The sequence below is a fragment of the Lysobacter sp. CC-YZS074 genome (assembly GCF_056739745.1).
In genome coordinates, this window is the sequence record NZ_CP200301.1 from 1,084,441 (window position 1) to 1,104,813 (window position 20,373).

General features: G+C 69.8%; 11 protein-coding genes. 10 read left to right on the forward strand and 1 reads right to left on the reverse strand.

Annotated elements, in window-relative coordinates; translation table 11 throughout:
* Positions 1 to 118: 118 nt before the first annotated feature.
* From hfq to U8331_RS04880, 10 genes are all read left to right on the forward strand, one after another.
* Positions 119 to 403 carry an RNA chaperone Hfq gene (gene hfq / locus U8331_RS04835; protein ID WP_481132480.1) on the forward strand — a complete coding sequence of 95 codons (285 nt, stop codon included), beginning with the start codon at positions 119 to 121 and terminating at the stop codon, positions 401 to 403.
* A gap of 89 nt (positions 404 to 492) precedes the next feature.
* Positions 493 to 1,869, forward strand: coding sequence for a ribosome rescue GTPase HflX (gene hflX / locus U8331_RS04840; protein ID WP_481132481.1), 1,377 nt, complete (start codon positions 493 to 495; stop codon positions 1,867 to 1,869).
* A gap of 129 nt (positions 1,870 to 1,998) precedes the next feature.
* Positions 1,999 to 3,114: an FtsH protease activity modulator HflK gene (hflK, locus tag U8331_RS04845; RefSeq protein ID WP_481132482.1), complete on the forward strand. Its 1,116-nt coding sequence runs from the start codon at positions 1,999 to 2,001 to the stop codon at positions 3,112 to 3,114.
* Positions 3,111 to 3,974 carry a protease modulator HflC gene (gene hflC, locus U8331_RS04850; RefSeq protein ID WP_481132483.1) on the forward strand — a complete coding sequence of 288 codons (864 nt, stop codon included), beginning with the start codon at positions 3,111 to 3,113 and terminating at the stop codon, positions 3,972 to 3,974. The genes hflK and hflC overlap by 4 nt, the downstream gene beginning before the upstream one ends.
* A gap of 16 nt (positions 3,975 to 3,990) precedes the next feature.
* Positions 3,991 to 4,185: a DUF2065 domain-containing protein gene (locus U8331_RS04855; RefSeq protein WP_481132484.1), complete on the forward strand. Its 195-nt coding sequence runs from the start codon at positions 3,991 to 3,993 to the stop codon at positions 4,183 to 4,185.
* A gap of 241 nt (positions 4,186 to 4,426) precedes the next feature.
* On the forward strand, positions 4,427 to 5,719 hold the full coding sequence (locus U8331_RS04860; RefSeq protein WP_481132485.1) for an adenylosuccinate synthase: 1,293 nt from the start codon (positions 4,427 to 4,429) through the stop codon (positions 5,717 to 5,719).
* A 203-nt stretch (positions 5,720 to 5,922) separates the two neighbouring features.
* Complete coding sequence (locus tag U8331_RS04865; RefSeq protein ID WP_481132486.1) at positions 5,923 to 7,443, forward strand: sensor histidine kinase; 1,521 nt, start codon at positions 5,923 to 5,925, stop codon at positions 7,441 to 7,443.
* Positions 7,444 to 7,592: 149 nt separating this feature from the next.
* Positions 7,593 to 8,933, forward strand: coding sequence for a hypothetical protein (locus U8331_RS04870; RefSeq protein ID WP_481132487.1), 1,341 nt, complete (start codon positions 7,593 to 7,595; stop codon positions 8,931 to 8,933).
* Positions 8,934 to 9,173: 240 nt separating this feature from the next.
* Complete coding sequence (locus tag U8331_RS04875) at positions 9,174 to 14,381, forward strand: fibronectin type III domain-containing protein (RefSeq protein ID WP_481132488.1); 5,208 nt, start codon at positions 9,174 to 9,176, stop codon at positions 14,379 to 14,381.
* 206 nt (positions 14,382 to 14,587) lie between these two features.
* Positions 14,588 to 17,251, forward strand: a complete 2,664-nt coding sequence (locus U8331_RS04880) for a M1 family metallopeptidase (RefSeq protein WP_481132489.1) — start codon at positions 14,588 to 14,590, stop codon at positions 17,249 to 17,251.
* A 155-nt stretch (positions 17,252 to 17,406) separates the two neighbouring features.
* Here the strand turns inward: U8331_RS04880 and gcvP are convergent, their stop codons facing one another.
* Positions 17,407 to 20,316 (reverse strand): aminomethyl-transferring glycine dehydrogenase, encoded by a 2,910-nt coding sequence (gene gcvP / locus U8331_RS04885; RefSeq protein WP_481132490.1) that lies wholly within the window; start codon positions 20,314 to 20,316, stop codon positions 17,407 to 17,409.
* Between the last annotated feature and the right edge of the window lie 57 nt (positions 20,317 to 20,373).

Genomic DNA, 20,373 nt, shown 5'->3' on the forward strand with positions numbered 1-20,373 from the left:
GTCCGGTGCCGCGTTGCGCTACCATCGGCTCCATCGCCGTCGGGGGACGACGGCCGGCGATGCGACCGCCGCGGGCGGCCGCCCATAACTAGAACCTAAAAAGTCGGGGGAATTTCGAATGTCCAAGGGGCAATCCTTGCAGGATCCTTTTCTGAACGCGCTGCGTCGCGAGCGTGTGCCGGTGTCGGTCTACCTGGTCAACGGCATCAAGCTGCAGGGGACGATCGAGTCCTTCGACCAGTTCGTGGTGCTGCTGCGCAACACGGTGAGCCAGATGGTCTACAAGCACGCCATTTCCACCGTGGTCCCGGCGCGCAACGTCCGGGTAGGCCCGGGCGGCGGTTACGTCCAGTCGGGCGAGGGCGGCAACGGCCACGCCGACGAGCACCACGACGAGGGCTGAGGCGGCTCGGGCGCCCGCCCGGGCTTGTTTTCGGTCACGGCGCATCCATGTCGTGAGCATCCAGTCCCGGTGTCCAGAGACCCTCCTCCTTGTTTGAACGTTCCCGCAAGGGCGAACACGCACTGCTGATCCAGCCCCACGCCGGCGGCCCGCCGGATGAGGGGCTGCTGGAGGAGTTCGCCGACCTGGCGCGCTCGGCCGGCGCCACCGTGGCCGGCGTGGTCACCGCCCGCATCGACCGCCCCAACGCCGCCATGCTGATCGGCAGCGGCAAGCTGGAGGAGGTCAAGGCCGCGGCCGAGGCCAGCGGCGCCGACCTCATCCTGGTCAACCATCCCCTTGGGCCCGGCCAGGAGCGCAACCTCGAGCGCGCCCTGCAGCGCCGCGTGGTCGACCGCACCGGCCTGATCCTCGACATCTTCGCCCTGCGCGCGCACAGCCACGAGGGCAAGCTGCAGGTCGAACTCGCCCAGTTGCGCCATATGGCGACCCGGCTGGTCCGCGGCTGGACCCACCTGGAGCGACAGCGCGGCGGTTCGATCGGCCTGCGTGGCCCGGGCGAAACCCAGCTCGAGACCGACCGCCGGCTGCTGCAGAAGCGGCTGGAACAGTTGCAGAAGCGGCTCGACAAGGTCGAGGTGCAGCGCACCCAGCAGCGCCGCGCGCGCATGCGCAGCGAGCTGCCGCGGGTGGCGCTGGTCGGCTACACCAATGCCGGCAAGTCGACCCTGTTCAACGCGCTGACCGGCGCCGGGGCGTACGCCGCCGACCAGCTGTTCGCGACGCTCGACCCGACCGTGCGCCGCATCGAACTGCCCGGCGGCGGGGTGGTGCTGGCCGACACCGTCGGCTTCGTCCGTGACCTGCCGCACGAACTGGTCGCCGCGTTCCGCTCGACCCTGTCGGAAGCGCGCGACGCCGACCTGCTGCTGCACGTGGTCGACGCCGCCGACCCGCTGCGCGACGAGCGCATCCGCCAGGTCGACGAGGTCCTGCGCGAGATCGGCGCCGGCGACCTGCCGCAGGTGCTGGTGTTCAACAAGATCGACCGCCTCGGCGAAGAGGGCGGCGACAGCGGAGACGAAGCCGCCGCCACCCGGCCGCGGCCGCGTCTCGACCGTCCGGCCGAGGGCCACCCGCGGGTGTGGGTCTCGGCGCGCGACGGGCAGGGCATGGACCTGCTGCGCACCGCCATCGGTGAGGCACTGGAGTTGCGCCATGTCGCGGGCACCATCGAGTTGCCACCCGGGGCTGGACGCCTGCGCGCGCGGCTGCACGAACTCGGTGCCGTGCGCGGAGAGCAGGCGGACGAGGGCGGCTGGCGGCTGCAGGTCGACCTGGCCGAAGCCGACGCCCTGCGCCTGTACGCCCAGGCCCAGGGCGAACTGCTGCGGCCGCTGCTGGACGACGCCCTGCTCGAGCGGGCCGCGCCCGGGTATCCGGGCTTCGGTCCCGATCTTGCTTGAGACCGTCCGGACCCCCACCTAGAATCATCGGTCGCCTGCGCACGCGCTGCGGGGGCGGCGAGCGCGCGGGCCACCATGGGCACCATCATGATCGCCGCGTGCGTCGCACCCATCTTCTGAGGAGCAGGCATGGCCTGGAACACCCCTGGCAGTGACAATTCCGGCGGCCCGAGTGGCCGGCCGCCCCGGCGACGACGCCCCGGTGGCAACCCGCTGGATGCGGTTCTCGATCCGCTGCGCGGCCTGTTCGGCGGTGGAAGCGGCGGCGCCGGCATCGGCCGCTGGGTGGCGCTGGTCGTCGGCCTGTGGCTGGTGTTCAACTGCTTCGTGCTGGTGACCGAACAGCAGCGCGGCGTGGTGCTGCGTTTCGGCGAGGTCGCCCGGGTACTCCAGCCGGGCCCGCACTTCAAGTTGCCGTGGCCGATCGAGTCGGTCACCAAGGTCAACGCGACCGCCATCAAGACCTTCAGCACCAATGTGCCGGTGCTGACCCGCGACGAGAACATCGTCCAGGTCGACATCAACGTGCAGTACCGCGTCAGCGACCCGGCCCAGTACCTGTTCGGCACCCGTGACGCCGACGCGATGCTGCAGCAGGCCGCGCTCAGCACGGTGCGCGAGCAGGTCGGCCGCTCCACCCTCGATACCGTGCTCGGCGCACGCAACGCGCTGGCGGTGTCCGCCCGCGAGCAGCTGCAGACCTCGCTCGAGGCCTACCGCACCGGCCTGGTCGTCACCGAACTCAACCTGCCCAATGCGCGCCCGCCCGAAGAGGTCAAGCCGGCCTTCGACGACGTCAACAGCGCACAGCAGGACAAGGACCGCCTGATCAGCGAGGCGCAGGCCTACGCCGCCCAGGTCGTCCCCGAGGCGCGCGGCCAGGCCGCCCGCATCCGCACCACCGCCGAGGGTTACAAGGCGGCGTCCGTGGCCAACGCGCAGGGTGATGCCGACCGCTTCTCGCTGCTGGTCGAGCAGTACCAGGACGCGCCCGAGGTCACCCGCAAGCGGCTGTGGCTGGAGACCGTGGAGCAGGTGCTCGCCGGCACCCGCAAGGTCGTCGGCGGCGATTCGCGCCAGTTGATCTACGTGCCGATGGACGGGCAGGGCGCGTCCGGCGCCTCGCAGGCCCCGCTGATGACCCCGGAGACCCTGGCGCCGGAAGTCACCGCCACGCCCGGCGATGCAGGCAGTACCCGCAGCGGGCGCACTCCGCGCACCGGCCGTGAGGAGGTGATCCGATGAAGTACTCCGCATGGGTGGCGGTCGTGGTGGCCGTGCTGCTGGCGCTGATGGGTTCGACCTACGTGGTCCGCGAGGGCCAGGTCGCGATGGTGCTCAACCTGGGCCGGGTCGCCCGCACGGGCATCGAGCCGGGGCTGCACTTCAAATGGCCGCTGGTGGAAACGGCGATGGTGTTCGACCAGCGCCTGCAGGTGCTCGATGCCGAGCCCGAGCGTTACCTGACCTCCGAACGCAAGGACGTCAGCGTCGACTTCTTCGCGGTCGGCATGATCGAGGACGAGCGCGCGTTCTTCCGTGCCACCGGTGGCGATGAAAGCGTCGCCATCGCCCGCCTGGCTCCGATCATCAAGGATTCGCTGCGCAACGAGATCAACTCGCGCACGCTGAAGGAGATCGTCTCCGGCAACCGCGCCGACATCATCGAAAGCCAGTTGGCGGCGATCAACAAGGGCGCCGAAACCGTGGGCGTACAGATCGTCGACCTGCGCATCAAGCAGATCGACCTGCCGACCGACAGCCAGGTCATCACCGACGTCTACCGGCGCATGCGCGCCCAGCGCCACGAGGTGGCCAGCCGCCTTCGCGCGGAAGGTGCCGAGCAGGCGCAGACCGTGCGTGCTCAGGCCGACAAGCAGCGTGCGGTGATTCTCGCCGAGGCCGAGCGCGACGCCCAGCGGCTGCGCGGTGAAGGCGACGCCGAGGCGACCTCGATCTACGCCGATGCCGCGCAGAAGGACCCGGGCTTCTACACCTTCCAGCGCAGCCTGGAGGCGTACCGCAAGTCGTTCGAGGACGGCAACGGCGTGATCGTGCTCGACCGCGACGACGCCTTCCTGCAGTACCTCGGCAACGACCGCTGAGGCCGGCAGAGGATCGATGGCGGTCGAACTGTGGTCGGCGCTGTGCCTGGTGGCGGTGATCGAAGGCCTGTTCCTGTTCGTCGCCCCCGGCGTCTGGAGGCGTGCAGCCGAGCAGCTGCGCGCGCTCGACGACCGCCAGTTGCGGATCTTCGGCGGCGTAGTGCTTGGCGTCGGCATCGCCGCCCTCTGGCTGGTCCGCCGGTTCCTGTAGCACAGGGCCCGTAGGAGCGACTTCAGCTGCGATCGGGTGCCTCGGACACCGGTACGGTTCAGATCGCGGCTGAAGCCGCTCCTGCCGACGCCCGCTCGAGGGCAGGCTGGCCCCGGCCGCCCGAAACCCGGATAATGCACAAAAGCCGGCTGGGGGCATTCCCCGCCCGGCTTTTTCTATGCGCGGACCATCCGCCCGGGCCGGCCCCCACCGCGCCGCCCGCCACGCCAGGAGCAAAGCAATGGGTCAGTCAGTCGTCGTTCTCGGTGCCCAGTGGGGCGATGAAGGCAAGGGCAAGATCGTCGACCTGCTGACGCAGGACATCGGCGCGGTCGTGCGCTTCCAGGGCGGCCACAACGCCGGCCACACGCTGGTGATCAACGGCAAGAAGACCGTGCTGCACCTGATTCCGTCGGGCATCCTGCGGGAAGGCGCGCTGTGCCTGATCGGCAACGGCGTGGTGCTGCACCCCGGCGCGCTGCAGAAGGAGATCGCCGAGCTGGAGGCCGAGGGCGTCGAGGTGCGTTCACGCCTGAAGATCAGCCCGGCCACGCCGCTGATCATGCCGTACCACATCGCGCTCGATCAGGCCCGCGAGAAGGCCGCCGGCGGCAAGGCCATCGGCACGACCGGCCGCGGCATTGGCCCGGCGTACGAGGACAAGGTCGCCCGCCGTGGCATCCGCGTCGCGGACCTGCACTATCCCGAGCAACTGGCCGAGAAGCTGCGCGCTGCGCTCGACTACCACAACTTCGTGCTGACCCAGTATCTCGGCGTCGAGCCGGTCGACTTCCAGCAGACGCTCGACGAGGCGCTGGCGTTCGGCGACTACGTCGAGCCGATGAAGTCCGACGTCGCCGGCATCCTGCACGACCTGCGCAAGCAGGGCGCGCGCGTGCTGTACGAAGGCGCGCAGGGCTCGCTGCTCGACATCGACCACGGCACCTACCCGTACGTCACCAGTTCCAACACCACCATCGGCGGCGCGATGGCCGGCACCGGCGTCGGCGCCGACGCGATCGACTACGTGCTCGGCATCGCCAAGGCCTACGCCACCCGCGTCGGCGGCGGCCCGTTCCCGACCGAGCTGCACGACGAGGTCGGCCAGGGCATCCGCGACCGCGGCCAGGAATACGGCGCCACCACCGGCCGTCCGCGCCGCTGCGGCTGGATCGACCTCGTCGCGCTCAAGCGTGCCGTCGCGATCAACGGCATCAGCGGCCTGTGCATCACCAAGCTCGACATCCTCGATGGCATGCCGACCCTGAAGCTGTGCATCGGCTACGAGTACCGTGGCAAGCGCACCGAGTACGCGCCGCTGGACGCGCAGGGCTGGGACGAGTGCGTGCCGGTGTACCTGGAGTTCCCGGGCTGGGAGGAGAGCACCCACGGCATCACCGAGTGGGACAAGCTGCCGCCGGCCGCGCGTGCCTACCTGCGGGCGCTGGAGGAGCTGTCGGGCTGTCCGCTGGCGATGGTGTCCACCGGTCCCGACCGCGACGCCAACATCGTCCTGCAGGACCCGTGGGCCTGAGCCCGGCGCCGGGGCGGTGATCCCGTCGCGGCACTGGCTGTGAGCACCAGCAAGGCCCCGCCCCGGCGGGGCCTTTGCCGTGGTGGAGAACGGCTTCACCTGAAACTGAACCCCGTTCAGCCATTGTCCCGGCGACGTCCTGCCACGGCGCCCCGATCTTCGGGAAAGGAGTACCTTGGCAGACCATCCGGGGATCCGCCGCCTTGCAGCTTTCCTACGCTCCCGTAGCCGATCACGGTGCGCCGCCACCGGTCGACGATTCCGATTTCCGCCTGCTGGTGGAGTCGGTGTCCGACTACGCCATCTTCCTGCTCGATCCGAGCGGCCACGTGCGGTCCTGGAACGCCGGTGCGCGGCGGCTCAAGGGTTATGCGCCGGAGGAGATCATCGGACGCAGCTTCGAGACGTTCTACCCGCAGGAGATGATCGACATCGGCTTCCCCGCGCAGGAGCTTCGCGAAGCATTGCGGCTGGGCCGGTTCGAGGACGAGGGCTGGCGCCTGCGCAAGGACGGCAGCCGGTTCTGGGCGAGCGTGGTCATCACCGCGCTGATCGATGACACCGGCCGGCACCGCGGCTTCGCCAAGGTCACCCGCGACCTTACCGACCGCCGCAACCACGAGGAAATGCTCCGTCGCAGCGAGGAGCGGTTCCGCCTGATGGTGGAAGGCGTGCGCGACTACGCGATCTTCATGCTCGACCCGCAGGGCTACATCGCCAGCTGGAACCTCGGTGCGCAGATCAACAAGGGATATACCGCCGAGGAAATCATCGGCCAGCACTTCTCGGTGTTCTATCCGCAGGACCGGATCGACAGCGGCTGGCCCATGCAGGAGCTCGAATACGCGATTCGCGACGGCCGCTTCGAGGACGAAGGCTGGCGCCTGCGTAAGGACGGCAGCCGGTTCTGGTCGAGCGTGGTCATCACCGCCCTGTATGACGAACAGGGCCGCCACTACGGCTTCGCCAAGGTCACCCGCGACCTGACCGAACGACGCCGCATCCGCCGCCTGGAAAGCCAGGAACGCCACCTGCACCAGTTCCTGGCGATGCTCGGCCACGAGTTGCGCAACCCGCTCGCGCCGATCAGCAACGCGGTGGCGATCATGCAGTTGGAGGAGCCGCGCTCGCCCAAGCTGCGCACCGCGCGTGACATCCTCGCCCGCCAGGTCGCCCACCTCGGCCGGCTGGTGGACGACCTGCTGGACGTCGGCCGCATCGTCAGCGGCAAGGTCCATCTGCGGCGCGACCCCGTCTGCCTCCAGCACGTGGTGCAGGAGGCGGTGGAAGCCGTCGCGCCCGCGCAGCAGGCGCGTCGGCAGCGGCTCACGACCCACCTGCCGGACGCACCGGTCTGGGTGTGCGGCGACCAGGTGCGGCTGGTGCAGGTGCTCAACAACCTGCTCAACAATGCGGTCAAGTTCACCCAGGAAGGCGGCGAGGTGCGGGTCAGCCTGACCTGTCGCGACGGCAGTACCCAGCTCTGCGTGGCCGACAACGGGCCCGGCATCGCGCCGGCCGAACTGGGCCACGTCTTCAAGCTGTTCACCCAGGGCGAGCACGCGTCCAACACGCCGCAGGCGGGCGGGCTGGGCATCGGGCTGAGCGTGGTCCACCAGATGGTCCGCAGCCACGGCGGCGAGATCAGCGTCTTCAGCACCGGCGAAGCGGGGCGGGGCGCCGAGTTCGTGATCCAGTTGCCGACGATCGATCCTCCCGCCTGAATCGCAACGCCCCTTACGCGCGGATCCCGATCCGCTTACGGCGGGCTTTGCCGCCGTGCCCATCCGGGCTATGCGTTGCCGCGGCCACCACGGATAATCGCCCGTTCAGGTCGTGCCATCGCGGCGCGGCCACAGAGGGAAGATCCCGCATGCGAAAGAACGGATTGGTGCTGGCCCTGTGGGCCGGCATGTGGATGGCCGCGCCGGCCGCCGCGCAGAGCTCCACCGGTGCGTCCCCGCTGACGCTGGACAAGCCGGTGCGTGGCGAGATCACCAGCGCCGACGAGGTCAACTGGCGCGACGGCACCCGCAGCGAGCAGTTCGCCATCCAGCTCGAGGAAGGCCAGGCCGTCCGCTTTTCGGTGACCGGTCCGCTCGATGCGGAGCTGACCCTGTTCCTCGACGGCGAGCTGCTGTCGAGCTCCACCTCGCGTGACGAGGACGGCACCCGGCTGGTCGTGCGTGCCCCGCGCGACGGCCGCTACCTGCTGGCGGTGAGCGGGCGTGACGCCTCCTCGTTCGGTCCCTTCACTCTGGAGTCCGAGCGGCAGCAGGTGTACGGCGGTGGCGAGATCGCCGTGGGCAGCACCGTCACCGACTGGGCCGACGCGGCGCGTACGCTCCCGCTGCGCATCAGCCGCGAAGGTGTCTACACCGTGCGGGTGGACTCCGACGAGTTCGATCCGGTCGTGGGCCTCGAGGGCAACGGCGTGTCAATGGAGAACGACGACGCCAACGGCACCACCAACGCGATGCTGACCGCCAGGCTGGTCCCGGGCGTGTACCGGCTCACCGTCGACGGCGCCATGGGCCAGGTCGGCGGCCAGTACGTGCTTGGCGTCGCCGCCCGCGAACTGCCCGCCGGCGTTGCCGCGGCCGCCGCCGGTGAACTTGCCCCCGGCCGCGGCGTGACCGCGCTGTACGGGGGCGAAGAGGTTTCGTACCGCCTCCAGGTGCCGTCGCGCCAGCTGGTCACCCTCTCGATGGACAGCAACGAGATCGACCCGGTGCTGGCGCTGCGTGGCGGCGGTGTCGACCAGGTCGACGACGACTCCGGTGACTCGCTCAACGCGCGCATCACCGCCGTGCTCGAACCGGGCGACTACACCGTCGTAGCCGGCGCGACCGGCAAGCACGGCGGCGTGTTCACCCTCTCGGCACGGATGGAAGGGATCCCGTCCGACGCTGGCGGCGGCACGCTCGACGTGGGGCGCACGCGCGACGTGCGGCTGCTGCCGGGGGTCACCGACAGCTACCAGGTGCGCATCCCGCGTGCGGGCGACTACGTCATCGACATGACCGCGGACGGTTTCGACACCTACCTGCGGCTGCTGCGCGATGGCGGGGAGGTCGCTTCTGACGACGACGGTGGCGGCGCGCTCAATGCCCGCATCGAGCAGCCGCTCCAGCCCGGCGAGTACGTGATCGAGGCCAGCTCGGTCGGCGAGGCCGCCGCCGGCGCCTACAGCATCGGCATCCGCCGTCGCTGAGCACCGTTCCCTGGAAAACGGCCCCAAGCGGGCCGTTTTCTTTTTTGGCGGCTCACCATGAGTTTCGTTAAGAAAGTGTGATGTAATAGCCGCTTCTATGCGAACGAGGTCACGTTTACGACCCGTCCGTGCAATCTCAGGGGGAGATCACACATGTGGCAGGAGAGCGCGAACCCGCGCCGGTTCAGCGTGGGCGTTCGGTCGCCCCGATCATCGACAGCCCCGGGTTCGGGGAAGCGGATGCGCGGCTTCGCCTGCGCGGCCCTATTGCTGCTGACGAGCCTGCTTGCCGCCCCCGTCGCGGCACAGAACGCGACGACGGTGACGATCACCGGGTCCCGGCCGGCCACCTTCGCAAGGGTGGACCAGGTGCTCACGTTCAACGTGCAGCTCTACACCGGCAACACCCCGATCAGTTCGCTGACGTTCACCAGTGGCAGCCCCACGCCGATGTCCGGACTCGACTGTCCGGGCGTTCCGGCTGACATGCTGACCACCACGAACTGCACCTTCACCTACAAGACCACGCCGATGGACATGGCGATGGGCAAGATCACGGCGCTGGGCCGCTGGACCGCGGCCCGTGGTTCCGGCGCGTCGCGCAGCGGATCGACCAACACGCTGACCGTCCTGTACGCGCCCCCCCGCGAACCCGACGCGCCGGTGATCGGCATGGTCGCGGCGGGGAACAGCCAGGCGACCGTGGCGTTCACCGAGCCCGACTTCGACGGTGGCTGGCCGGTGGACAGTTACACGGTGACGTCGAGCAACGGTGCTGTCAGCGCCACCGGCACCGCCAGCCCGATCACGGTGACCGGCCTCACCAACGGTGCCGAGTACCGGTTCGAGGTCCGCGCGACGAACGTGATGGGGACCGGCGCGACGTCGGCGATGTCCAACAGCGTCATCCCGACCGCACCACAGACCATCTCCTTTGCCGATCCGGGGTCGCACGATTTCGGCACGGCGCCGACGTTGACCGCGACGGCTTCCTCCGGCCTGGCAGTGAGCTTCTCGTCCGCCACGACAGCGGTCTGCACGGTCACGGAGGCCGGCACGCTGGCCCTCGCCTCGGCGGGCCGCTGCACCATCAACGCCAACCAAGCGGGCAATGCCGCCTTTACTGCGGCCCCGCAGGTTTCCCGGACCTTCACCGTCGATGCGGTGGCAGCGGGTGCTCCGGCCATCGGTGTTGCCAGCGCCGATGACGGCCAGGCCACGATCAGCTTCACTCCGCCGGACTTCACCGGCGGCGCGGCCGTGACGAGCTACGTCGTCACCTCCTCCCCCGGCGACCTGAAGGCCAGCGGCCCCGCGAGCCCGATCACCATCGGCGGGTTGAGCAACGGCACCGCCTATACCTTCACCGTGGCCGCCATCAACCCGGCAGGCACCGGCACCGGGTCCGCCGCTTCCAACCAGGTCACGCCGAAAGCCGGCCAGACGATCACCTTCAACAACCCGGGTACGCAGAACTTCGGCGCCACGCCGACGCTCGGCGCCATCAGCAGTGCGGGCCTGCCGGTCACCTTCAGCTCGTCCACCGCCGCGGTATGCACCGTTACCACCAGCGGCGTGCTGACATTCCTTGCGGCGGGTACCTGCACCATCGCTGCCGACCAGGTCGGCGATCCTTCGACCCTCGCGGCCCCCACCCGTACGCAGTCGTTCACCGTCAATGCGGTTGTACCGGGCGCGCCTTCGATCGGCCCGGCCACCGCTGGCGAGGGCGAGGCTTTCGTGGCCTTCACCGCCCCCGCGTTCACCGGCGGGGCGGCCATCACCGGCTACACCGTGGCCGCCAGCCCCGGCGGCTTCACCGCGACAGGGACCGGTTCGCCGATCAAGCTGACCGGTTTGACGGACGGAGTCGTCTACACGTTCACCGTGTCGGCCACGAACGCGGCAGGCACCGGCGCAGCTTCGGCCGCCTCCAACCCGGTGACACCGGCTTCCTCGCAGGCCATCACCTTCACCAACCCCGGTGCGCAGGACTTCGGTACCTCGCCGACCCTGGCGGCGATGGCCGACTCCGGCCTGCCGGTCGCCTTCACCTCCGCCAGTACCGGTGTCTGCACGGTCACCGGCGAAGGCGTGTTGACCTTCGTAACCGTCGGCACCTGCACCATCCATGCCGACCAGCCGGGTAGTGCCAGCTTCCGCGCGGCACCCCGGGTCGCGCAGTCGTTCGCCATCAATGCGGTGGTGCCGGGTGCGCCCGTGATCGGCCTCGCCCGGCGCCTCGGCGGCGGCGCCGTCGAGGTGTCCTTCACGGCACCCGCGTTCAACGGCGGGGCGTCGATTTCGGCCTACACCGTTGTGTCCAGTCCGGACGGCATCACCGCGACCGGCGCTGGCAGCCCCATCACCCTCACCGGTCTGGCCGCCGGTACGGACTACACCTTTACCGTGGTCGCCACCAACGCGGCGGGCGACGGCGCTGCCTCGTCGCCGTCCAACGCCGTGTCGCCGAGTGCCGACCAGACGATCAGCTTCGATAACCCGGGACCGCAGGATTTCGGCACCACGCCGACGCTCAACGCCACGAGCAGCGCTGGACTGGAAGTCGTTTTTGCTTCGGCGACGCCGTCGGTCTGCACGGTGACGGGCAAGGGCGAGCTCGGGTTGCTGACGGTCGGCACGTGCACCATCCATGCCGACCAGGCCGGCGACGGCACGTACCTTCCTGCGCCGCAGGTCAGTCAGTCGTTCGCCATCAACGCCGTCGCGCCGGGCGCGCCGACGATGGGCGCGGTGACGGCGGACGGGGCGTCCGCGGTTTCGGTTGCGTTCGCCGCCCCGGCCTTCGTCGGCGGAGCCGCGATCACCGGCTACACGGTGACCTCCCACCCGGGCGGCATCACCGCGACCGGGACGGGGAGTCCGATCACGGTCAACGGGCTGAGTGCGGGCACCGCGTACACCTTCACGGTGGTGGCCTCCAATTCGGCCGGTCCAGGCAGCGCGTCCACCCCGTCCGATCCGGTCACGCCGGTGCCCGAACTGCTGGCGGCGGATTCCACGCTGTCGGTGGCCTATGGCGCGGGTGCCACCGCCGTCGACCTGGACATCACCGGTGCGGCCTCTTCGGTGGCCATCGCGAGTGCGCCACTCCACGGCGTCGTGGCGATCAGCGGCAGCGCGGTGACGTACCAGCCGCACGCGGGCTACGCCGGTGCCGACAGCTTCAGCTATACCGCGAGCGACGCCTACACGACCACCGCACCGGCGACGGTCACGGTGTCGGTCGCCGCACCGGTGGTTGTACTGGACAGCACCGCGCCGCTGGACGCCACCGGCAGTGCCTCGTACACGCATGTATTCACCGCCAGCGGGGGCGCGGCGCCGTACACCTTCTCGCTGGTATCGGGCACGCTGCCCGACGGCCTGGCACTGGGCCCGGACGGCACGCTGTCGGGTACGCCGGCGCAGGACGGCAGCTACGCCTTCACCGTGGAGGCAACGGACAGCAGCATCGGCACCGGTCCGTTCTCCGTGCGGCAGAACTACACGCTGGAGATCAAGGCGCCCGCCATCGAGCTGGAGCTCTCATTGCCGGACATGGCTTTCGGCGCTGAGGTCCAGCAGGCGCTGCAGGCCAGTGGCGGCACCGCGCCGTACACCTTCGCCATTGCCGGTGGCGCGCTGCCGCGCGGGCTGACGCTCAGCACCGCGGGTCTGATGTCCGGGACGCCGCAGCAGGCGGGCCGGTTCAACGCCACCATCCAGGCGAGCGATGCGAACGGCTTCACCGCGCAGCAGGCGGTCGAGCTGCTGATCGCCCAGGCGGCGCAGGCCATCACCGGTTTCGTCGCCAATCCGGCCGCTCCCGTGTTCACGCCCGGCGGCACGTTCGCATTGAGCGCGCAGGGCGGCGCCTCGGGCAAGCCCGTCGTGTTCGCCAGCGCCACGCCAGCGGTGTGCACGGTCGAGGGCGACACCGTCACCATGCGGGCGGCGGGCGGCTGCAGCCTGACCGCCGACCAGGCCGGCGACGCCAACCACAGTGCCGCGCCGCAGGCCACGCTGGACGTCGACATCGCCGCCGCGGTGCCGACGCTGGTCTGGCCGGAGCAACTGTCCAAGGTGCTGGGCGAGCCCGCGTTCGATCTCGACAACCCGGAGAGCGACAGCGCCGGCGCCTTCACCTTCACCAGCAGCCAGCCCGGCGTGGCCAGCATCAGCGGCCGTCGGGTGACGTTGCACACGCAGGGCTCCACGGTGATCACCGCAATGCAGGCGGCCAATGGCAACTACGCCGCGGCCAGCATCGAGATGCAGCTGGTGGTGGTCGAACGGCCGGACCCGACGCGCGACCCGGGCGTCACCGGCCTGCTGCAGGCCCAGGTCGATGCCAGCGTGCGCTTCGCCGCCGCCCAGCAGTCCAACATCCGCGACCGCCTGCGCCAGGTGCGTAGCGGCCCCGGCACTTCGTCAACCAACCTCACGCTCGCCTATACCGGTGGCGACCCCGCACAGGGTCTGTCCATGCCGCTGGGCCGGGCCGCCGATGCGGCGTGGCCGGCCATGCCGCAAGGGTGGGGCGCGTGGCTGTCGGGCACGGCGACCTTCGGCAGCAGCGGCCGCAGCCAGGGCTTCGACTTCGAAACCGACGGCATCACCCTGGGTGTCGACCGTGCCGTCGGCGACAACCTGCTGGTCGGCATGGCAGGCAGCCTGGCCACCAACACATCGGAATTGGACAACAGCGACTCGCGCCTGGACGCCGACCAGCACTCGCTGGCGCTGTACGGTCTGTGGCGCGCGGGCGGGCACGTGTTCGTCGATGGCATGGTCGGCACCGGCCAGCTGGACTTCGACATCCGGCGCTGGAGCGAAGATGCCAACGCCGTGGGCACCGCCGCCCGTGACGGCCACCAGTGGTTCGCGTCCATGTCGATGGGCTACGAGCACCAGGGCCGGTCGATGACGCTGACCGGCTACGGTCGGGTGGACACCAGTCGCACCACGCTCGACGGTTACCGCGAGTTCGGTCTGGATATCTACGACCTCGAGTACCGCGAGCAGGTGGTGGACAACAGCACCGCCGCGCTTGGCCTGGAGGGCCGCTGGAACGCAGGCCGCGTGCGCCCGTTCTGGAGCGTGGAGTACCGCGAAGCGCTGGAGAACAAGGGCGATGCCGCGATGAACTACGTCGTCTGGCCGAACGCCACCGACTACCGCCTGCGCATGGGCAGCTACAACGACCATGCATTGTCCCTGTCGGCGGGGCTGGACCTCGAACTGCGCCGTGGCTGGTTGCTGTCGCTGCTGCTGGGCCATGAGCAGGGCCGCAATGCCACCGATGCCGGCAGTGTTGGCCTGCGCCTGTCCTATGGCGGGCAGCCCGCCGCCATCGACCCGGTGGTGCCCGACGATGGCAGCCTGTCCGGTGCCCCGCTCGGCGCCTGCCTCGACCCGGGCTGCAGGCGCCAGGCTGGCCGCTGATCCATCGCCACCGCGGTATCCGACGCCCGGCCGTTCGCCGGGCGTCTTTTTTTGGGGCAGCGCAGGCGTCGTGCCTGTCAGGCCAGGGCCAGCCGCCGGCCGGGCATGACTTCCGGGGGTGGGGCCGTCGGCGGCCGGCGCCCACCATCGAAGATTCCGAAGGGCCGGAACCGCTGTTCCGGCCGGCCGCCCGTCGAGGAATCCGCATGCGCCGCACCCTGGTGACCGCCATCGCCCTGGCCCTGTCCAGTGTTTCCCTTTCCGCCATGGCCCAGGCGCCGGCGGAACCGGCCGCGGCCCCGGCCGTGACCGATGCCACCACCCAGCTGCCGCGCAACATGCGGCCGACCCATTACGAAGTCGCGGTGGTGCCGCACGCCGACCAGCTCGCCTTCGACGGCGAGGTCGCGATCACCCTCGAGGTGCTGGAGCCGACCGACACCATCACCCTCAATGCGGTCGGCATGACCTTCGCCAACGTGGCGCTGGTACCCGACGCCGATGGGGCACGACCGATGGCGCCGGAAGTGGCCATCGACGCCGCCAACCAGACCGCGAGCTTCCGTTTCGATCGCCCGCTCCCCGCCGGCGGCTACGTCCTGTCGATGGACTACACCGGCAGGATCGGCACGCAGGCCAATGGCCTGTTCGCGATCGACTACGTCACCGAGGCCGGCGGGAAGCGCGCGCTGTATACCCAGTTCGAGAACTCCGACGCGCGCAAGTTCGTGCCGTCGTGGGACGAGCCCAACCACAAGGCGACCTTCGACCTGACCGCGACCGTGCCCGCCGCGCAGATGGCGGTCAGCAACATGCCGATCGCCGAATCGACGGACCTGGGGGACGGCACCAAACGGGTGCACTTCCAGACCTCGCCGAAGATGTCGACCTACCTGCTGTTCTTCGGCCTGGGCGACTTCGAGCGCGCCACCATGCAGATGGACGGCACCGAGATCGGCGTGATCACCCAGACCGGCAAGGTCGACCAGGCGCGCTTCGCGCTGCAGTCCTCGGCCGATGTACTGCGCGAGTACAACGACTACTTCGGCGTGCCGTACCCGCTGCCCAAGCTCGACAACATCGCCTCGCCCGGCAGCAGCCAGTTCTTCAGCGCGATGGAGAACTGGGGTGCGATCTACACCTTCGAGTACGCCCTGCTGCTGGACCCGACCATTTCGACCCAGCGCGACAAACAGCGCGTGTTCTCCACCGATGCGCACGAGATCGCGCACCAGTGGTTCGGCGACCTGGTGACGATGAGCTGGTGGGACGACCTGTGGCTCAACGAGGGCTTTGCCACCTGGATGGCGGCGCGCACCACCGAGAAGCTGCACCCGGAGTGGAACACCCACCTGTACTCGGTCGGCGGCCGCGAGGCGGCGATGTCGCTGGATGCCGCCGCCACCACCCACCCGGTCGTGCAGCACGTGGCGACGGTCGAACAGGCCAGCCAGGCATTCGACTCTATCACCTACCAGAAGGGCGGCGCGGTGATCGGCATGCTGGAGGGCTTCGTCGGCGCCGACGCGTGGCGCGAGGGCGTGCGCAACTACATGAAGCGCCACGCCTACGGCAACACGGTGTCGGACGACCTGTGGCGTGCGGTGCAGGCCGCGGCCGGCAAGCCCATCCTCGACATCGCCCATGACTTCACCCTGCAGCCGGGCGTGCCCTTGATCCGGGTGGCCTCGGCGCAGTGCGAGGGCGGTGCGACCACGCTGCAGCTCACCCAGGGCGAGTTCACCAAGGACCGCCCGGATAAGCAGCCGCTGTCGTGGCGCGTGCCGGTGATCGCCCAAACCGTGGGTGGAGAACCCGCGCGCACGGTGGTGCAGGGCGGGTCCGGCACCCTGCAGGTGCCCGGTTGCGGCACCGTGGTGGTCAACGCTGGCCAGAGCGGCTATTACCGCACGCTGTATTCGCCGGAGCAGTTCGCCGGCATCCGCGACGACTTCGCCACGCTCGCGCCGATCGACCAGCTTGGCCTGATGGGCGATACCTGGGCGCTCGGCATGGCCGGGCTGCAGCCGGCATCGGATTACCTGGAACTGGCCGCGGCGACCCCGCTCGACGCGGATCCGCAGATCTGGGGCGACATCGCCGGCAGCCTGGAGAGCCTGCATCGCTACTACCGCGGCGACGACGCCGGGCAGGCGCGCCTGGATGCGTTCGGCATCGCGACGCTGGCGCCGGTATTCGAGCGGGTGGGCTGGGAGGCCTCCGCCGAGGAGGCGGCGCCGACGGCGATCCTGCGCACGCAGCTGATCGGCACCCTGGCCGAACTTGGCGACGCCTCGGTCATCGCCGAGGCCCGCCGACGTTACGCCGCGCGCGACAGCCAACCGGACGCGATGCCGGCGGCGCTGCGCAAGACCATCCTCTCGGTCGTCGCCGCGCACGCCGATGCGGCCACCTGGGACCGGTTGCACGCCGCAGCGCAGGCCGAGAAGACGCCGCTGGTGCGTGACCAGCTCTACGCGCTGCTGTCGAGTGCGCAGGACCCGGCGCTGGCCCAACGCGCGCTGGACCTCGCGCTGACCACGGAGCCGGGGCAGACCAACAGCGCCGGCATGATCGGCACCGTCGCCGGGCAGCACCCCGACCTGGCATTCGACTTCGCCGTCGCCCACCGCGAGCAGGTCGACGCCAAGGTCGACACCACCTCGCGCAGCCGCTACTACCCGCGCCTGGGCAGCTACTCCAGCGACCCGGCGATGATCGACAAGATCACCGCCTATGCCGACGAGTACATCGCCGACAGCTCGCGCCGTGCCACCGAGACGGCGATCGCCAACATCGAGTACCGCATGCAGGTGCGCGACGAGCGGCTGCCGGCGATCAGCCGATGGCTGGAGCAGCACGGGGGATGAGGCGCCGCCCGTGGGGCGACGATGGCGACCGGAGGCCTCGTCGCCGCGCGTGAGTTGCCGGTCCTGACCGTGCCGGCATGACGTCGCCGTCACCGGCAGCCGCCCAGGAAAAAGCCCCGCACGAGGCGGGGCTTTTTCTTTCCGCAGGCCGCGGGTCAGGACACCATCGGCTCGCTGAAGGCTTCGATCTCGCCCTCGTACTCGTTGATCGGCACGCAGCTGCAGAACACGTTCTTGTCGCCGTAGACGTTGTCGACGCGCGCCACCGGCGGCCAGTACTTCTGCTGGCGCAGCACCGCCAGCGGGAAGGCCGCCAGCTCGCGCGGGTAGGCATGCTTCCACTCCGTCGCCGAGACCTGCGCGGCGGTGTGCGGGGCGTGCTTGAGCGGGTTGTCCTCGCGGTCGAGCTTGCCGTCCTCGATCGCGCGGATCTCCTCGCGGATCTCCACCATCGCGTTGATGAAGCGGTCCAGCTCGTGCATCGACTCGCTCTCGGTCGGCTCCACCATCAGCGTGCCGGCGACCGGGAAGCTCAGGGTCGGGGCGTGGAAGCCGAAGTCGATCAGGCGCTTGGCCACGTCCTCGGCAGAGACGCCGGTGGCCTTCTCCAGCGGGCGCAGATCGAGGATGCACTCGTGCGCGACCAGGTCGTTGCGGCCGGTGTACAGGGTCGGGTAGTGCGGCGCGAGTTTCCTGGCGACGTAGTTGGCGTTGAGCATCGCCACCTGGCTGGCCTTGCGCAGGCCCTGGCGGCCCATCAGGGTGATGTACATCCAGCTGATCGGCAGGATCGACGCGCTGCCGAAGGTCGCCGCCGACACCGCCGCGCCTTCGCCGACGCCCTGCGTGCGCACGCCGTCGTTGCCCAGGGCGCGCGGCAGGTACGGCGCCAGGTGCGACTTGACCGCGCACGGGCCGACGCCCGGACCGCCGCCGCCGTGCGGGATGCAGAAGGTCTTGTGCAGGTTGAGGTGGCTGACGTCCGAACCCCACTTGCCCGGCTTGGCCAAGCCGACCAGCGCGTTCATGTTGGCACCGTCGGTGTACACCTGGCCGCCGTGCTGGTGGACGATCCCGCAGATCTCGACCACGTCCTCCTCGAACACGCCGTGGGTGGACGGGTAGGTCATCATGATCGCGGCCAAGCGGTCGCTGTACTTCTCGGCCTGCGCGCGGATGTCGGCGACGTCGACGTTGCCGTCCTTGTCGCACTTGGTCACCACCACCTTCATGCCGCACAGCTGGGCCGAGGCCGGGTTGGTGCCGTGCGCGGACTCGGGGATCAGGCAGATGTCGCGCTGCGATTCACCACGTGCGCGGTGGTAGGCGCGGATCGCCAGCAGGCCGGCGTATTCGCCCTGCGCGCCGGAGTTGGGCTGCAGGCTGACATTGTCGTAGCCGGTGACCTCCACCAGCATCGCTTCCAGCCCGTCGATCAGCTCCCGGTAGCCCTGCGTCTGCGCGGCCGGCGCCAGCGGGTGGATGTTGCCGAACTCCGGCCAGGTCACCGGGATCATCTCGGCGGTGGCGTTGAGCTTCATCGTGCACGAGCCCAGCGGGATCATCGTGCGGTCCATCGCCAGGTCCTTGTCGGCCAGCGAGCGCATGTAGCGCAGCAACTCGTGCTCGGAGTGGTGGGTGTTGAACACCGGGTGGGTCAGGAACCGGCTGGTGCGCAGCAGGCCCTGCGGCAGCGCGTCGGCGGTACCGGTATCGAGCGCGTCGATGTCGGTGACCTCGGCGCCGAACAGGCCGGCCAGCGCGGTGATGTCCTCGCGGGTGGTGGTCTCGTCCAGCGCGATGCCGACGCTGTCGTTGTCGATCACGCGCAGGTTGATGCGGGCCTGCTGCGCGCGCTGGTGCAGCGCGCCGGCATCGATGCCGGTGACGTGCAGGGTGTCGAAGAACCGTTCACCGACGGTGACACCGGCCTTGCGCAGCACGCCGGCGAGGATCGCGGCCAGGCGGTGCGTGCGGCGGGCGATGCGGGTGAGGCCCCCGGGGCCGTGGTAGACCGCGTACATCGACGCCATCACCGCCAGCAGCACCTGCGCGGTGCAGATGTTGGAGGTCGCCTTCTCGCGGCGGATGTGCTGCTCGCGGGTCTGCAGGGTCAGGCGGTAGGCGTTGTTGCCTTCCACGTCGACGGAGACGCCGATCAGGCGGCCCGGCATCGAGCGCTTGTAGGCGTCGCGGCAGGCCATGAAGGCCGCGTGCGGGCCGCCGAAGCCGTACGGCACGCCGAAGCGCTGGGTGTTGCCGACCACGATGTCGGCGCCCCACTCGCCGGGTGCCGCGATGAGGGTCAGCGCCAGCAGGTCGACCGCCACGCAGACCAGGCCCTGACGCGCGTGCACCGCCTCGCTGATGGCCTGGTAGTCGGCGCCGAGGCGGCCGTAGGTGTCGGGGTACTGCAGCAGCACGCCGAACGACTCGGTGGTGGCGGCCTCGGCCTCGTCGCCGAACACCAGCTCGATGCCGATCGGCTCGGCGCGCGTGCGCAGCACTTCGACCGTCTGCGGGTGCACGCCGTTGGAGACGAAGAACACGTTCGACTTCGAACGCGCCGAGCGCTTGGCCAGCGTCATCGCCTCGGCCGCCGCGGTGCCCTCGTCGAGCAGCGAGGCGTTGGCGATCTCCATGCCGGTGAGGTCGGCGCACATGGTCTGGAAGTTGATCAGCGCTTCCATGCGGCCCTGCGAAATCTCCGCCTGGTACGGCGTGTAGGCGGTGTACCAGGCCGGGTTCTCGAGGATGTTGCGCAGGATGACGTTGGGCGTGTGGGTGCCGGCGTAGCCTTGGCCGATGAAGCTGCGGAACACCTGGTTGCGCTTGGCGACCTCGCGGATCTTCGCCAGTGCCTCGACCTCGCTGATGGCCTCGGGCAGGGCCAGCGGGTTGGCCGAGCGGATCGAACCGGGGACGATCGCGTCGGTCATCGCCTCCAGCGAGTCGTGGCCGACCACGCGCAGCATCTGCGCGATCTCGGCGTCGTTGGGGCCGATGTGGCGCTCGATGAACGCATCGTGGTGCTCGAGCGAACGCAGGGAAGTGTTCTGGGTCATGACGGGACTCTGGTCGACGGGGCGGGAGCGGCTGGGGGCAGGTGCGGTGGCGCGGGG

Bases quoted from the DNA above. Each gene is read 5' to 3' on its own strand.
- hfq (WP_481132480.1), top strand. From the start codon at position 119: ATGTCCAAGGGGCAATCCTTGCAGGATCCTTTTCTGAACGCGCTGCGT.
- U8331_RS04875 (WP_481132488.1), top strand. From the start codon at position 9,174: ATGCGCGGCTTCGCCTGCGCGGCCCTATTGCTGCTGACGAGCCTGCTT.
- hflC (WP_481132483.1), top strand. From the start codon at position 3,111: ATGAAGTACTCCGCATGGGTGGCGGTCGTGGTGGCCGTGCTGCTGGCG.
- U8331_RS04870 (WP_481132487.1), top strand. From the start codon at position 7,593: ATGCGAAAGAACGGATTGGTGCTGGCCCTGTGGGCCGGCATGTGGATG.
- U8331_RS04860 (WP_481132485.1), top strand. From the start codon at position 4,427: ATGGGTCAGTCAGTCGTCGTTCTCGGTGCCCAGTGGGGCGATGAAGGC.
- U8331_RS04855 (WP_481132484.1), top strand. From the start codon at position 3,991: ATGGCGGTCGAACTGTGGTCGGCGCTGTGCCTGGTGGCGGTGATCGAA.
- hflK (WP_481132482.1), top strand. From the start codon at position 1,999: ATGGCCTGGAACACCCCTGGCAGTGACAATTCCGGCGGCCCGAGTGGC.
- gcvP (WP_481132490.1), bottom strand. From the start codon at position 20,316: ATGACCCAGAACACTTCCCTGCGTTCGCTCGAGCACCACGATGCGTTC.
- U8331_RS04880 (WP_481132489.1), top strand. From the start codon at position 14,588: ATGCGCCGCACCCTGGTGACCGCCATCGCCCTGGCCCTGTCCAGTGTT.